The organism is Pantoea sp. X-Soil-MYKO-1785 (assembly GCF_059730675.1).
The window spans coordinates 2,085,048-2,100,412 of sequence record NZ_AP036000.1 but is presented as its reverse complement, the minus strand read 5'-3'; the positions used below and the strand labels follow the sequence as shown (position 1 = coordinate 2,100,412).

The 15,365-nt window shown below is 58.2% G+C and carries 14 protein-coding genes; 7 read left to right on the top strand and 7 right to left on the bottom strand.

Going from position 1 to position 15,365, the window contains the following annotated elements:
- Nucleotides 1-9: 9 nt before the first annotated feature.
- On the bottom strand, nt 10-1,236 hold the full coding sequence (gene pepT, locus AC6I8D_RS09925; protein ID WP_497820078.1) for a peptidase T: 1,227 nt from the start codon (nt 1,234-1,236) through the stop codon (nt 10-12).
- A 127-nt stretch (nt 1,237-1,363) separates the two neighbouring features.
- Between pepT and AC6I8D_RS09920 the strand changes: the two genes are divergently transcribed.
- Complete coding sequence (locus tag AC6I8D_RS09920; RefSeq protein WP_497820077.1) at nt 1,364-2,959, top strand: ABC transporter substrate-binding protein; 1,596 nt, start codon at nt 1,364-1,366, stop codon at nt 2,957-2,959.
- Nucleotides 2,960-3,016: 57 nt separating this feature from the next.
- Here the strand turns inward: AC6I8D_RS09920 and AC6I8D_RS09915 are convergent, their stop codons facing one another.
- Nucleotides 3,017-3,937, bottom strand: coding sequence for a LysR family transcriptional regulator (locus AC6I8D_RS09915; protein WP_497820076.1), 921 nt, complete (start codon nt 3,935-3,937; stop codon nt 3,017-3,019).
- 164 nt (nt 3,938-4,101) lie between these two features.
- On the opposite strand from AC6I8D_RS09915, the gene AC6I8D_RS09910 reads away from it, so the two are divergent.
- Nucleotides 4,102-5,523, top strand: coding sequence for a M20 family metallopeptidase (locus AC6I8D_RS09910; RefSeq protein WP_497820075.1), 1,422 nt, complete (start codon nt 4,102-4,104; stop codon nt 5,521-5,523).
- The gene (locus AC6I8D_RS09905; protein WP_312054563.1) at nt 5,520-6,788 is read left to right on the top strand and encodes an MFS transporter; all 1,269 of its coding nucleotides are present in this window, start codon (nt 5,520-5,522) and stop codon (nt 6,786-6,788) included. The genes AC6I8D_RS09910 and AC6I8D_RS09905 overlap by 4 nt, the downstream gene beginning before the upstream one ends.
- Nucleotides 6,789-6,823: 35 nt before the next feature.
- Here AC6I8D_RS09905 and aldA read toward each other — a convergent pair whose 3' ends face one another.
- Nucleotides 6,824-8,260 (bottom strand): aldehyde dehydrogenase, encoded by a 1,437-nt coding sequence (gene aldA, locus AC6I8D_RS09900; protein ID WP_312054564.1) that lies wholly within the window; start codon nt 8,258-8,260, stop codon nt 6,824-6,826.
- A gap of 196 nt (nt 8,261-8,456) precedes the next feature.
- Here aldA and AC6I8D_RS09895 point away from each other — a divergent pair, with 196 nt between their 5' ends.
- The gene (locus tag AC6I8D_RS09895; protein ID WP_312054565.1) at nt 8,457-8,723 is read left to right on the top strand and encodes a DksA/TraR family C4-type zinc finger protein; all 267 of its coding nucleotides are present in this window, start codon (nt 8,457-8,459) and stop codon (nt 8,721-8,723) included.
- Between the two features lie 3 nt (nt 8,724-8,726).
- Here AC6I8D_RS09895 and AC6I8D_RS09890 read toward each other — a convergent pair whose 3' ends face one another.
- Both AC6I8D_RS09890 and AC6I8D_RS09885 read right to left on the bottom strand, forming a co-directional pair.
- Nucleotides 8,727-8,825, bottom strand: coding sequence for a YoaK family small membrane protein (locus AC6I8D_RS09890; RefSeq protein WP_008925225.1), 99 nt, complete (start codon nt 8,823-8,825; stop codon nt 8,727-8,729).
- 44 nt (nt 8,826-8,869) lie between these two features.
- Nucleotides 8,870-9,193, bottom strand: a complete 324-nt coding sequence (locus AC6I8D_RS09885) for a hypothetical protein (protein ID WP_312757017.1) — start codon at nt 9,191-9,193, stop codon at nt 8,870-8,872.
- A gap of 360 nt (nt 9,194-9,553) precedes the next feature.
- On the opposite strand from AC6I8D_RS09885, the gene rhaT reads away from it, so the two are divergent.
- Nucleotides 9,554-10,588: an L-rhamnose/proton symporter RhaT gene (gene rhaT, locus AC6I8D_RS09880; RefSeq protein ID WP_312757015.1), complete on the top strand. Its 1,035-nt coding sequence runs from the start codon at nt 9,554-9,556 to the stop codon at nt 10,586-10,588.
- Nucleotides 10,589-10,637: 49 nt separating this feature from the next.
- On the opposite strand, the gene rhaR is transcribed toward rhaT, so the two are convergent.
- Together rhaR and rhaS are read right to left on the bottom strand one after the other, a co-directional pair.
- The gene (rhaR, locus tag AC6I8D_RS09875; RefSeq protein WP_312054568.1) at nt 10,638-11,510 is read right to left on the bottom strand and encodes an HTH-type transcriptional activator RhaR; all 873 of its coding nucleotides are present in this window, start codon (nt 11,508-11,510) and stop codon (nt 10,638-10,640) included.
- A gap of 11 nt (nt 11,511-11,521) precedes the next feature.
- Nucleotides 11,522-12,343, bottom strand: a complete 822-nt coding sequence (gene rhaS, locus AC6I8D_RS09870) for an HTH-type transcriptional activator RhaS (RefSeq protein ID WP_312757345.1) — start codon at nt 12,341-12,343, stop codon at nt 11,522-11,524.
- A gap of 295 nt (nt 12,344-12,638) precedes the next feature.
- On the opposite strand from rhaS, the gene rhaB reads away from it, so the two are divergent.
- Together rhaB and AC6I8D_RS09860 are read left to right on the top strand one after the other, a co-directional pair.
- The gene (rhaB, locus tag AC6I8D_RS09865; protein WP_497820074.1) at nt 12,639-14,111 is read left to right on the top strand and encodes a rhamnulokinase; all 1,473 of its coding nucleotides are present in this window, start codon (nt 12,639-12,641) and stop codon (nt 14,109-14,111) included.
- Nucleotides 14,104-15,360: an L-rhamnose isomerase gene (locus tag AC6I8D_RS09860; RefSeq protein ID WP_312054571.1), complete on the top strand. Its 1,257-nt coding sequence runs from the start codon at nt 14,104-14,106 to the stop codon at nt 15,358-15,360. Before rhaB ends, AC6I8D_RS09860 begins: the two co-directional genes overlap by 8 nt.
- The last annotated feature ends 5 nt before the right edge of the window (nt 15,361-15,365 follow it).

The following is a 15,365-nucleotide window of genomic DNA, read 5'->3' as shown; positions in this document are numbered from 1 at the left end:
ATTTAATTGTTACTCCGCTGCCAGGTAGCAGAGTTTTTCCGCCACCTGATAGGATTTCACAAACGACGGCAGCGGTAAGAACTCAAAGCGCGAATGGAAGTTGTGCGCACCGGTGAAAAAGTTCGGCGTCAGTAAGCCCTTAGCCGACAGCGCCGCACCGTCAGTGCCGCCCCGCATCGGAATCACTTTCGGTTCGATATCCAGCGCGCTGAACGCTTTGAAAATCAGGTCAATGGCCCGACGATCCTCGCCCAGCGCATTGCTGATATTGCTGTAGATATCGGTAATGGTGATCTCTACCTTGCCGGTCGGGTAGCGGGTAGCAATCGCCTGCGCCTGCTGCTGTAGCTGCTGCTTACGCTCGGCAAAGCTGGCCAGATCAAAATCGCGAATAGAGGCTTTCAGGATCGCCTGGCTGGCGTTGGCCTGGATCTCATTGAACCAGATATAGCCTTCACGGCCCTCGGTCTGTTCCGGGGTCTGCTGGCGATCAAACTGGCTGATGTAGTCATGTGCCATCAGCAGCGGATTGACCAGCACCCCTTTACCCGACATCGGATGCGCCGGTACGCCGGTAAAGCGGATTTCGGCGGCGGCACCGTTGAAGTTCTCATACACCACTTCGCCCAGTTCGCAGCAGTCGATGGTCCAGGCGAAATCGACATTAAATCGCGTTTCCAGATCGAGCGCTTTGGCTCCGCGCAGGCCAATTTCTTCATCGGGCACAAACGCCACCACGATATCGCCGTGATCGCCGTTGAGGTTCTCCATCAGCGTCATCACCACCGTCACCGCCGCTTTGTTATCCGCGCCCAGTACGCTGGTGCCGTCGCTGAAAATGATCTCCTGACCGATATAGGGAGCGATCTCCGGATGCCGATCGCGGCGCAGCCAGATATCCTGGTCGGCATTCAGGCAGAGATCCTGATCCTGCCAGCGCAGTATCTGCGGTTTGATATCGGGTGACAGACCGACGTCAACGGTATCGATATGGGTGATAAAGCCGATACGCGGCGCATCGGGACGATTACCCGGTTTCACCGCCGTGACCGTCGCATGCTGGTCAATCACCACCTGTTCCAGCCCCAGCGCACGCAGCTCCGCCGCCAGCAGTTCCGCCATCGCGTGCTGGCTTGGGGTACTGGGCAGAGTGGTCGATTTCGCATCGCTCTGACTGCTGACGGCGAGGTAACGGAAAAAGCGTTCGGTAAGTTGCGTCTCAAGTTTGTCGGTCATCACTATTCCTTATTAGTCAGCTACGGGCAGGGTTCGCTATGGTGCCGAATCGTGCTATCAATGAAGCATCTGAATGATTCATTTAGGTATTCTGATCACCGGAAGTCAATACAAAGCGAGGATGATAATGAAAATGAAGATAGCCACCTTAGCGCTTGTTACGGCTGGGATGACGCTGGCGGCCAGCGTGAACGCCAAAACGCTGGTCTTCTGCTCGGAAGGATCGCCAGAGAATTTTAACCCGCAACTCTATACCTCAGGCACCAGCGTAGACGCCAGCGCGGTGCCGGTATTTAACCGGCTGGTGGACTTCAAAGTCGGCACCACGGAACTGATCCCCAGCCTGGCGGAAAGCTGGCAGATCAGCCCCGACGGCACGGTTTATACCTTCCATCTGCGTAAAAACGTCAAATTCCAGAGCAACAAACAGTTTAAACCGACGCGCGACTTCAACGCAGACGATGTCATCTTCTCTTTTATGCGCCAGATGGACCCGAAAAATCCCTACCACAACGTCTCGGGCGGCACCTATTCCAACTTCGAAAGCCTGGAGCTGTCGACACTGATTAAACAGATTGAACGGGTGGATGACCATACGGTGCGCTTCACGCTGTCGCACCCGGAAGCGCCGTTTCTGGCCGATCTTGGCTGGTACTTTGCCTCGATTCACTCGGCTGAATATGCCGATAGCATGCTGAAAGCCGGAACGCCGGAGAAGGTCGACATGAACCCCATCGGCACCGGGCCGTTTGAGCTGGTGCAGTACCAGAAGGACTCACGCATTCTTTACCGGGCCTTCCCACAATACTGGCAGGGCAAGGCAAAGCTGGATCGGCTGGTGTTCAGCATTACGCCGGATGCCTCGGTGCGTTATGCCAAGCTGGAGAAGAACGAATGCCAGGTGATGCCGTTCCCCAATCCGGCCGATCTGGAAAAAATGCGCGCCAACCCGGATATCACCCTGCAGCAGAAAGCCGGGCTGAATACCGGTTTCCTGGCATTTAATACCACCAAAGCGCCGACCGACAAGGTCGAAGTCCGCCAGGCGCTGGCGATGGCGATCAACAAACCGGCGATCATCGAGGCGATTTTTAAAGGCACCGGCACGGTAGCAAAAAATATTCTGCCGCCGGGCGTCTGGAGCGCCGACAAAGACCTGAAGGATTACGACTACGATCCGGAAAAAGCCAAAGCGTTACTGCAACAGGCCGGGGTCAAACCGGGCACCGAGATTGCGCTGTGGGCGATGCCGGTCCAGCGGCCTTACAATCCCAATGCCCGCCGCATGGCCGAGATGATCCAGTCGGACTGGGCGAAGGTCGGTATCAAAGCCAATATCGTCAGCTATGAGTGGGGCGAATACCTGAAACGGGTCCGCAGCGGTGAGCATCAGGCGGCATTGATGGGCTGGACCACCGCTACCGGCGACCCGGACAACTTCTTCGGCCCGCTTTACAGCTGCACCTCGGCGCAGGGCGGTTCGAACTCGTCAAAATGGTGCTATCAGCCGTTTGAGAAGTTAATCACCGCCGCCCGCGCCGAACCGGATCAGGGTAAGCGCACCGCGATGTATCTGCAGGCGCAGCAGATGATGCACGACCAAATGCCGGCCGTGATGATTGCCCACTCGACCATTTTTGAGCCGGTGCGCAAATCGGTCAGCGGTTATCAGGTCGATCCGTTTGGCAAACACATTTTCTACCAGGTCGATATCAAACAGTAAGACGAAAGCCATCCGGCTTTACCGCGTAACGCCCGCCAGACGGTGGGCGTTACTGCCTTAGCCGCCAATCGCGCGCAGTTGCCGATCGATTTCAGTTAACCGCTGCTGTAAAAACTCCATAAACAGCGTCAGGGCTGCGGTGCGCTGACGACCCGACACCGTCTGCAGTTGCAGCGTCCGCTGGCTGAGCTGATCGACGCCCATCGACCGTAACACCAGCTGCTGTGTCTGGTGCTCAAACAGCAGGGTAAAGGCGCTACAGATGGTGACCGCCTGCGGCGTGCGCAGCAAAAAATGATATAGCGTGGCGAAGTAATCGCAGGTCAGCACCGGCTCGACCACGCAACCGTTCATCTGACAGGAGAGGTCAAACAGTTGCCGCACCGTGGTGTGCTGGCCCGGCAGTGCCAGCGGCCAGCGTGGCAGATCGGCCAGCGTCACCTGGCGTGACGCCAGCGGGTGACTCTGATGCATCGCCAGCAGCACCGGCGCCGGCCATGAGCCGAGCACTTCAACGCTGCGCTCCGGATGCAGGCTGAACTGCAACGCAACGTCACATTCGCCGGCCCGCACCGCTTCGGCCACGCCCTGCGAGTGGGTCACATTCAGAGCAAACAGCACGCCAGGATTCGCCTGACGAAACTCGGACAGCAGACCCGGCAGCAGGCTGAACGCCATGCCATCGGTACAGGCGATACGGATCCGGGTGCGGCGCACCGCTTTCAGACCCTTAATCTCCGCCAGCGCATATTCCATATCCAGCTGACTCTTGCACACATGATGCGCGAAAATTTCACCGGCTTCATTCAGCACCATGCCGCGCGCATGCCGCTCAAACAGCGGCGCGCCCACCTGCGCCTCCAGCCGCTGAATCTGACGGCTGATGGCCGACACCGCGACAAACAGCTGTTCACTGGCGGCGCTGAGCGATCCGCAATTCACCACCGCCAGAAAATAGCGGATTTCACTGCTCAACATGGAGACTCCTCGGCCTCAGGGGCGCATTAAAAAGGGGCATGCCTCAGGATCGGGCAGACCTTTGTTGCTTTAAAAGCAAAGCTAACTCGATAAATTGATAATTGTGGCAAAGCCCGAAGTTTGTCAAAGATAACTGACGATAAAAAAAAACAGACAGGGCAAACATGACAGAGCAACAGGCGGTAGACCAGGCGATGAACTATTTCGACAGCGGGGCGTTTCAGCAGCTGCTGGCCCGACGCATCGCCTGTGTAACGGAGAGCCAGCATCCGCAGCGTCAGGCCGGGCTGCAGCACTATCTGCAGGCTGAGATTGGACCGCAGCTTGAGGCGCTGGGTTTTACGCTGCATCCTTTCGATAATCCCCAGCCGGGCAGCCCGCCGTTTTTGATCGCGGTGCGTATCGAGGACCCGACCCAGCCGACGCTGCTCTGTTACGGGCATGGCGATGTGGTGTATGGCGACGAAGAGAACTGGCGTCCCGGGCTGTCACCGTGGCAGCTGACCGTGGAAGGCGATCGCTGGTATGGCCGCGGCAGCGCAGACAACAAAGGCCAGCACTGCATCAACCTGGCGGCGCTGGAACAGGTGATGGCGGCGCGGGGCGGCCGGCTGGGCTTTAACTGCAAAATTCTGTTTGAGATGGGTGAAGAGATCAGCTCACCGGGGCTGGCGCAAATTTGTCAGCAGCAGCAGACGCTGCTGGCGGCCGATCTGTTTATCGCTTCAGACGGCCCGCGGCTCAACGCCGTGCGGCCGACGCTGTTCCTCGGTTCACGCGGCGCGGCCAACTTTCGCCTGACCATTACCGCGCGCGACAACGCCTACCACTCAGGTAACTGGGGCGGGCTGTTAAGCAACCCCGGCACCCAGCTGGCGAATGCGCTGGCATCGCTGGTAAATGCGCAGGGCGTGTTGCAGGTGGCGGCGCTCAAACCTGACTCCCTGACCCCGGCGGTGCGCGACATCCTCAGCGATATCGACGTCGGCGGCATGCCAGGCGATCCGGCGCTGGCTGAAAACTGGGGTGAACCCGGTTTAACCGCGGCTGAACGGTTGTATGGCTGGAACACGCTGGAAGTCCTGGCGTTTGAAACCGGGAACCCGGCCCAGCCGATGAATGCGATTCCTGGCCGCGCCACGGCGGTCTGTCAGCTGCGCTTTGTGGTCGGCACCGACTGGCAGAACCTGGTGCAGCACGTTGACCAGCATTTGCGCCAGCACGGTTTCGACAATGTCAGCGTGGAGTTTCTGCGCGGCTCGCCGGCTACCCGGCTCAATCCGCAGGACCCGCTGGTGGAGTGGGCGCTCAACAGTCTGGCGCGCAGCAGCGGCAAAAAACCGGCGCTGCTGCCTAACCTCGGCGGATCGCTGCCCAATGAGGTGTTTGCCGATATCCTTGGTCTGCCAACCCTGTGGGTGCCGCACTCCTATCCGGCCTGTGGCCAGCACGGCGTCAATGAACACATGCTGACCTCGATTGCCCGCGAAGGACTGGCGCTCATGACCCGTCTGTTCTGGCAGCTGGGCGAAGAGGGCCAGCTGCTGCTCGCCCGCCACCGCGACTGGCAGGAGCGTGAACAATGAGCAGTATCGCGCAAAGCCGTCCACAGCTCAGGCCGAGCCTGCATAAAACGCTGTTTGCCACCTGTATCGGTAACGCGCTGGAGTGGTTTGATATCGCCGTCTACGGCTTTTTCGCCAGTTACATCGCCCACGCGTTCTTTCCGGTCAGCGATCCGTCGGTCTCACTGCTGCTGACCTTTGGCAGCTTCGGCATCGCCTTTCTTATCCGTCCGCTGGGGGCGCTGGTGTTAGGCAACTACGCCGACCGTCATGGCCGTAAAAAGGCGCTGCTGCTGTCGATCAATCTGATGATGCTGGGTGGGGCGATCATTACCTTTATGCCGGGTTACGCTACGATCGGACTGGCCGCGCCGCTACTGATCATCCTGGCGCGGCTGATTCAGGGTTTCTCCGCCGGCGGCGAATTTGGCAGTTCCACCGCTTTTCTGGTGGAGCATTTCCCGGAGCGTAAGGCGTTTATTGCCAGCTGGCAGTTCGCCACGCAGGGAGCCAGCACGCTGATGGCGTCGGCGTTTGGCCTCGGCCTGACGCAGTGGCTCAGCGAAAGTGAAATTCAGGCGTGGGGCTGGCGCATTCCGTTCGCCTTTGGCTTGTTGATTGGTCCGCTGGGGGTCTATATTCGCCGCCACGTGCACGAGCCCGCCAGTTTCGTCGCGCAGGAGAAACATGCCGCGCCGCTGAAGACTCTGTTTGGCCGCCAGAAGGCGCTGATCACCCTGGCGATTGGGCTGATGGTCATTTCGACCGCCATCAACTACATGCTGAACTACATCCCGACCTATGCCACCAAAACGCTGCATTTATCGGGCTCGGTGGCGTTTACCGCAACTCTGGTGGCCGGGATCATCCTGACGGTCGTCACCCCGATAATGGGATTGTGGGCCGAACGGGTGGGGCGGCTGCCTTTGATGTGGGGATCGCTGTTACTGCTGATGGTCACCATCTATCCGGCGTTTAAAGCGATGGTCGATCACACCACACCGACCACGCTGATTTTGCTGGTGGCGTGGATGGCGCTGCTGAAGTCGGTTTACTTCTCGACGGTGCCGTCGGTGATGGCCGATCTGTTTCCTGCCACCACCCGGGCCAGCGGCATGGCGATCAGTTATAACGTGGCGGTGACGGTGTTCGGTGGCTTTGCACCGTTGATTTGCAGCCTGCTGATCCAGGTCACCGGCAGCAGCCTGGCACCGGGCTATTACCTGATGGCGGTCGCGGTGCTGAGTGGAATTGCGCTGTTGCGCAGCAGTAAGCGGCTGGGATAACAAAACGGGCCGTCACTGCGGCCCGTTTTACCGGCTTAGCTGAACTGCAGATAGGCAACGTGGGTCTGCAGGAACTCTTCCAGCCCATGTTTGCCGTCGGCCCCGCCAACGCCTGATTTACGCCAGCCAGCATGGAAGCCCTGCATCGCCTCGAAGTTTTCGCGGTTAACGTAGGTTTCGCCAAACTTCAGCTGACGCAGCGCCTTCATGGTGGTGTTGATATCCCGGGTATAGAGCGAAGAGGTCAGGCCATATTGGCAGTCGTTAGCCAGCGCGATCGCCTCGTCCAGCGTTTTGAAGCGCATCACCGGCAGCACCGGACCAAAAATCTCCTCCTGCATGATCTCCATCTCCTGACGAACTCCGGTGATCAGCGTCGGCTCAAAAAAGAAGCCCTGATCGCCGACCCGTTTGCCGCCCAGCACCACCGTTGCGCCAGCCGCCACCGCATTGGCCACTTTCTGTTCGACGCGCTGCAGGGCCGCGGCGTTAATCAGCGGTCCCATATCAATATCACTGTGCTGAGCCGGATCGCCCAGCTTCACCTGACGAAAGGCGGCGGTCAGCGCGGTGATAAAGCGGTCGTAAATGCCGTCCTGCACATAGACGCGCTCCGCACAGTTACACACCTGGCCGCTGTTGATCATCCTTGAGCTGACGATTGCCCGCACCGCCAGGTCGATATCGGCATCATCCATCACAATCGCCGGGGCTTTTCCTCCCAGCTCCAGCGACACTTTAGTCACATTTTTCGCCGCAGCCTGCATGGTAGCAACACCGGCTCCGACGCTGCCGGTCAGGCTGACCAGTCCGACTTTAGGATTCGCCGCCAGCTCCTGTCCGACTTCCGGACCGTAGCCATAAACGAAGTTTATCACGCCGGCGGGCAGGCCAAGGGTGTGTAAAATATCGGCAAAGATCGCGGCGTTATTCGGCGTCAGTTCGCTGGGTTTGATCACAATGGTGTTGCCGGTGATCAGTGCCGGTGCCGCTTTGCGTGCAATCAGGAAGAACGGAAAGTTCCACGGTAAAATGCCGGTGGTGACGCCGATGGCCTTTTTAAACAGGAAGATATTTTCGTTTGGCCGATCGCTGTTGATGATCTCACCCTCATAGCGTCGCGCCCACTCAGCCATATAGTCGAGGTAATCCGCAGTAAACAACACTTCTGTCTGCGCCAGACCCTGGGTTTTGCCGCCTTCAGCCACAATGGTGGCGGTCAGTTGCGGTTCACGCGCGCGGATCGCGGTGGCGATTTGGTGCAGCCAGACGCCACGTTCAACCGCAGGCAACGCTTCCCACTGCGGCTGTGCCGCTTCGGCGGCGAGGATCGCGCGCTGTGCATCTGCGGCGCTGCCCTGCGGAATACGCGACAGCAGCGCTTCGGTGGCCGGATTAATCACCTCAATCCACTTATCGTTGTGGTCGGCGACAAACTCGCCATTAATGTAATGTTGATGATGTGTTGTCATTCGCAGGTTTCTCCGCTCTCGGTGCGTTGCAATAATGTGGTTGAAGAGTGAAGCAGATCCGGCGGAGCGACCTTTTGCTGATTGCCACGGGCATAAGACGGCTGGCAACCAATCACAGATATCGGCGCGTTTTACGGCAAAAACGGCAAATTGTTGTAGATTTAACAGAGCGAAGACGTAAAAAGAGGGGGACATCATGGCAAACGGATGGGCGTCTGAAGGCGCCGTGCAGGAGCAGATCGACAGTACCGTTAACGACGGCATTGAACGTGTCCGGCAGTCAATCGGCCACGGCGAAAGCGCCACCGAATGTGAACTCTGTGGCGAACCGATACCCGAGGCGCGACGTCAGGCGCTGAAAGGCGTGCGCTACTGTGTTTCCTGTCAGCAGAAAATCGACAAACAGCAGCAGAGCAGCAGTTTATATAACCGTCGTGGCAGTAAAGACAGCCAGTTACGTTAGATGTCAGGACCCTGGCATGGCCAGGCCGCTGCCAATAAACCACGCCAGAAAGCCGACGCCCGCCACGATAATAGCGATAGGAAAGAGGATTCCAATTCTCATGATTTTCCTGTTGCAAACAGAGAGGAGTAAGGCGGGCGATCTTATCACGACAGGTGCAGGACTGCGCGGTGGGTTTTCAGCAGGGTAAACAGCTGGAACTGGGTGGCGTCATTCACCTCACGTAGCAGTTCGCCCTTGTTGAATACGATGTGGTGAATGTGACCCAGCTGACGCCACACCACGATCGCCGAAGCGATCAGCGCACAATGCTGTTCAGCCTGAACGCATTCCAGGGTGGCGTACTGCGCATCCTCCAGCCCATTTACAAACACCTTTATCGCCTCAGCCGGCAGAATCGCCCGCAGGTCATCCAGCATTACCTGACTGACTGAACGTGAAAGAAACAGCGTTAACCACTTAGTCGTCATGCCAATCCCTGAATTCGATCAATTTTCCCCAGTTTATACGACCCCGGCCGCCGTAAGGAAAGGCTTCTTTGTTGTTTTGCCAAATTGATCGTGCGCATGGCAGCCAGATCGATAATGTGCTGCGCTACACAGCAAAATAATAAAAAAGATAGAATAATAAACCACTTAAGCGGAAAGCCGTCCGGTAACCTGACAAAGATGAATTTGTGATCCTTAACGGGAATAACGCGGAGATTTTGCCAACAGGCGGCAGCATCCGGCATTCATTCAAAGGCTGAGGAATTCCTGCAAAACGTAGACTGCCTGCTAAGCGGAAATCGTTGGGTTTCCGTCAGGCCTCAACCTAACCAGGAAAAAACAATGAACAGTGCCATTATTGCCGGCATCTTCTGGCATTTTGTCGGAGCTGCCAGTGCCGCGTGTTTCTACGCGCCGTTTAAACAGGTGAAAAGATGGTCATGGGAAACCATGTGGTCGGTCGGTGGCCTGATGTCGTGGCTGATCCTGCCGTGGGCGGTGAGTGCAATTTTGCTGCCCGACTTCCGCGCCTATTACAGTAGCTTCAGCCTGGCGCAATTGCTGCCGGTGTTTCTGTTTGGTGCCATGTGGGGCGTGGGCAATATCAACTACGGTCTGACCATGCGCTATCTTGGGATGTCGATGGGGATCGGCATCGCCATTGGCATCACGCTGGTGGTCGGCACCCTGATGACGCCGCTGCTGCAGGGCCGGTTTGGTGAGCTGTTTGCCTCTGCCGGCGGACGCTTAACCCTGCTGGGCGTGCTGGTGGCGCTGATTGGCGTGGCGATCGTCTCGCGTGCTGGCCTGCTGAAAGAGCGGGCGCTGGGGATTAACGCGCAGGAGTTTAACCTGAAGAAAGGGCTGGTGCTGGCGGTAATGTGCGGCATCTTCTCCGCCGGGATGTCATTCGCTATGGATGCCGCGAAGCCGATGCACCAGGCGGCGGCACAGCTGGGTATCGATCCGCTGTATGTCGCGCTGCCGAGCTACGTGGTGATTATGGGCGGCGGGGCGCTGGTCAATCTGGCCTTCTGTTTCTACCGGCTGGCAACCCGACCTGAGCTGTCAGTGCGCAAGGATCTCTCGGTGGCGAAACCGCTGCTGCTGGCGAACGTCGCCTTTGCGGTGCTCGGTGGCACCATGTGGTATCTGCAATTCTTCTTCTACGCCTGGGGCCATGCGCGTATTCCGGCGCAGTATGATTACGTCAGCTGGATGCTGCACATGAGCCTTTACGTGCTGTGCGGCGGGCTGGTCGGCTTACTGATGAAAGAGTGGAAGTCAGTGGGGCGTCGGCCGGTCGGGGTGTTATCGATTGGTTGTGTAGTGATCATTATCGCAGCCAACATCGTTGGGCTCGGCATGGCCGCCTGATCGGTTCAGCGGAAAACTGCACAATGCGAGCCTGCATCCCAGGCTCGCATTATTGCGATTCGGTGTCGGTGTTTTTCAGCGTCTGCCCGGATGAGATAAAACGCTGACGCCAGGCGCTGGGGGTCAGGCCGGTATCACGGGTAAACACCACCGAAAAATAGTTACTGTCATCAAAGCCGCAGCGGGCGGCCACTTCACCAATCAGACAATCCTGGGTGCGCAGCAAATACTTCGCCTGGCAAAGCTGCAGCTGACGCAGATAATGCCCAATCGTCATGCCGGTCTGCTGACGAAACAGCTGCCTGAGTGCCCGTTCATTTAACTGATTATGCTGGCAAAATTCGGCCAGATCGAACGGACGGGCAATCGCGCCCTGTAATGCCGACATCAGCAAATCTAACTGTTCACCTTCCGGCAATGCCCACGGGCGATCGGCGGCATAGCCATGACGGCGCAGGATCAGCGCCAGCTGTAAAAACAGCGCTTCTGATAGCTGCACCGACAGCGGATCGCTTTTGCGGCTTTCACGCTCCAGCTGACTAATCACCCCGCGGGCCAGCGCCATGCCGCGCGTGGTCAGACGCCAGCAGCCAGGCGCATCGGCGCCTTGCGGCGGCAACAGCTGATTCCAGTCAAGCCCGAGGCCAAAGCGATCACGGCAGTAGAGGATATTGTCCAGCACCAGATCGTTGACGCTGTCATAGCTGTGGCAGTCACTGTCGCGGATATAAAAAACGTCGCCGCAGGTAATCAGCCACGGGCGATCGTTGAGGACGTGCAGGCCGTTGCCGCGCCAGACAATCACGATTTCGCTGAATTCGTGTCGGTGCGGCGGGAAAGAGGGTTGGGGCATCCGTTCGGCTACCGCCACCGGTAAACTGGTGGCAGGAAAATAATCATCCCGGCTGAGTATCAACGTCATACTGTGCTCCTTTACCCCATCTGCTGGCGCTCCGCGCGCGGCGCGCAGCCAAATTCGCGCCTGAACAGGGTGGAGAAGTGGTTACTGTCACCGAATCCACACTGAAAGGCGATATCCGTAATGCGTATATCACTGTGACGCAGTAAATGCCGCGCCTGCAACAACCGCAGCCGGTTCAGATAACGCTGCGGTGTGCTGCCGGTTTGCTGCTTCATCTGCCGATGCAGCGTGCGCAGCGACAGGGAGAAACGATCGGCCAGCTGATCCCAGACGATCTCATCGCTGTAATGGTCGTTCAGCCAGTCAAGCAAGCGATGCAGTCGCGCTTCCTGATCCTGACTCTGCTCATCACGGCACGCCTCACGTAACAGCACCAGCAGTTGTAAAAATAGCTGCTCCTGGCGCGCCTGCTTCTCCAGCGACCAGGCATCATCCTGCCGCATCTGACTTGCCACGCTCAGCGCCTGGCTCATCACTTTATGATTAATGCGCCAGTGCGAAGCATACTGTCCATCCTGGTCACCGGGCAGCAGCGCCTGCAGTCCGGAAAGAAAACGAAAAGCGCCGGGACTGCGGTACAGCACATTAGTCAGGCAGAGATTCTCGGTCTGCTCATACAGGTGACGGTCGTGGTCGCGGACAAAACAGACGCAGCCGGCGCACAGCGTTTGCGGCTGACCGTTAAACACGTGAATGCCCGACCCGTGCTCAACCAGCACAATTTCATGAAAATCATGATGATGTTCCGGGAAGGCCTGCTGCGGCACACGCGGTTCAATGGCTATCGCGTAATCGCCTTCCGGAAAGAAATCCGCACTGTGCAAAATGGTCATCATCGCCTCTCGCTACTGTTAACAAATCTGTAACGGAGTCTAAACAGGACGTGGCTACCTTACCTTGAATTTTCCGCTTATCTCAGCAGGAATCCTGCTGATTATTCAAGAAATCCTCAGCAGTTAATAAATTTGCGGCAGGAGTCACATCCCCCTGGCTGCCGTCTCTGTGATCTCTCTCACGAAGTTCTTTGCAAGTCTGCCAGCGCAGGGGGCCCGCTGGCACTGTCGGGAAGGTAGCCGCCCGGCAAGATTTCTACTCTGTGACCATCAAATCACAGGAAAAAATGCTGCCATGACCACGCGAAATATTGTTGCTATCGATCTCGGCGCATCCAGCGGACGGGTAATGCTCGCACACTGGGATGCCGTACAGCGCCACCTCAGTCTGCGGCAGGTCCGGCGTTTCGCTAATACCCGTCAGCGGCGTGCCGGTTATGACTGCTGGGATCTGGCGCTGCTGGAGCAGGAAATCCGAGCCGGGCTGGCGCAGCTGGATGCAGAAGGCGTGGTGGCGGACAGCATCGGGATTGATACCTGGGGGGTGGATATGGTGCTGCTGGATGCGCACGGCGAGCAGGTCGGTCAAGCCGTCAGCTACCGTGATGCCCGCACCCACGGCCTGATGGAGCAGGCGCAGCGCGACCTCAGCCACAGCGCGATCTATGCCCGCACCGGCATTCAGTTCCTGCCGTTTAATACGCTGTATCAAATGCGCGCACTGCATCAGCAGCAGCCCGACTGGCAGGCCCGCGTCGCGCATGCGCTGATGATCCCGGACTATCTGCACTATCGCCTCACCGGCAATCTCAACTGGGAATACACCAACGCCACCACCACGCAGATGCTGAATATCGACAGCGGCGAATGGGATCGCGAGCTGCTGGGCTGGGCCGGAGTCGATGTGGCCTGGTTCGGCCAGCCTCGCGCGCCTGGCAATACGGTCGGCCACTGGCATAACGCCCACGGCGCGGCAATTCCGGTGATTGCCGTCGCCACCCACGACACCGCCAGCGCGGTAGTGGCGACCCCGCTGATGCAGGAGGATGCCGCCTATCTCAGTTCCGGCACCTGGTCATTAATGGGCTTTGAAAGCCTGCAGCCTTACGCGTCGGAGGCGGCGCTGCGCGCTAACATCACCAATGAAGGCGGCGCTGAAGGCTACCGCGTGCTGAAAAACATCATGGGATTATGGTTACTGCAGCGCGTCTGCGATGAGCTCCATATTGACGATCTCAGCCAGCTGATCGCCGAAACCGAACGGCAACCGGCCTGTGTGTCGCTGATCAGTCCGAACGATGCGCGCTTTATCAATCCGGACAGCATGGTCAATGAAATCCAGAACGCCTGTGCAGAGCAGGGCATGCCGGTGCCGCAATCCGCCGCCGCGCTGGCACGCTGCATTTTTGACAGCCTGGCGCTGCTCTACCGTGAAGTGATCGCCGAACTGGCGCAGCTGCGCGGTAAACCTTTCCGCCAGCTGCATGTGGTCGGCGGCGGCAGCCAGAACCACTTTCTCAATCAACTGTGCGCCGACGCCTGTCAGATACCGGTGCTGGCCGGGCCGGTTGAAGCCTCAACCCTCGGCAACGTGGGATGTCAGCTGATCGCGCTCGGCGAACTGACCGATGTGGCCGATTTCCGCTGCTGCGTGATCAACAACTTCCCGCTCAAAACCTTTGAACCGCAAACCACCAGCGTCTTTGCTGCCAGCCAGGCACGCTTCACGGCGCTGAGCCAACCCGCTAAGGAACTCGCTTATGACTAAGCAGATAGAACAGGCTTTTGAACTGGCTAAACAACGTTATGCCGAGATTGGGGTGGATGTTGAACAGGCCATCCGTCAGCTGGATGCGATTCCGGTCTCAATGCACTGCTGGCAGGGCGATGATGTGCGGGGCTTCGAAAACCCGCAGGGCGCATTAACCGGCGGAATTCAGGCAACCGGCAACTATCCGGGACGCGCCCGTAATGCGGATGAGTTGCGTAACGATATCGACAAAGCGATGTCGCTGATCCCCGGCGCGAAACGCCTCAACCTGCACGCCATCTATCTGGAAAGTGACAAACCGGTGGCGCGTGATGAGATTGAGCCGCAACACTTCGCCAACTGGGTCAGCTGGGCCAAAGAGCACCAGCTGGGACTCGACTTCAATCCCAGCTGCTTTTCGCATCCGCTGAGCGCCGACGGTTTTACCCTGTCACATGCTGATAAAACTATTCGTCAGTTCTGGATCGATCACTGCAAAGCCAGCCGCCGGGTTTCCGCCTCGTTTGGTGAGCAGCTGGGCACCCCGTCGGTGATGAATATCTGGGTGCCCGACGGCATGAAAGATATCACCGTCGATCGGCTGGCACCGCGCCAGAGACTGATGAGCGCGCTGGATGAAATCATCGCCGAAAAACTGAATCCGCAACATCACATCGATGCGGTGGAGAGCAAGCTGTTTGGCATTGGCGCTGAAAGCTACACCGTTGGCTCCAACGAGTTTTTCCTCGGTTACGCGGCCAGCCGTCAGACCGCGCTAACGCTGGATGCCGGCCACTTCCATCCGACTGAAGTGATCTCCGACAAAATCTCCGCCGCCATGCTCTATGTGCCGCGTCTGTTACTGCACGTCAGCCGGCCGGTGCGCTGGGACAGCGATCACGTGGTGCTGCTCGATGATGAAACCCAGGCGATCGCCAGTGAGATTGTTCGCCATCAGCTGTTTGACAAAGTGCACATCGGGCTCGACTTCTTTGATGCCTCGATCAACCGCATTGCGGCCTGGGTCATCGGCACCCGCAACGCCAAAAAAGCGCTGCTGCGCGCCCTGCTGGAACCGATCGATCGCCTGCGGCAGGCCGAGGTGGCCGGCGATTACACCGCGCGACTGGCGCTGCTGGAAGAGCAGAAATCTCTGCCGTGGCAGGCGATCTGGGAAGCCTGGTGCCTGCGCCACGACGTGCCAGCCGATGCCAGCTGGTTGAGCGATGTCCGTCACTACGAACAACACATCTTGAGCCAACGTTAAGGAAT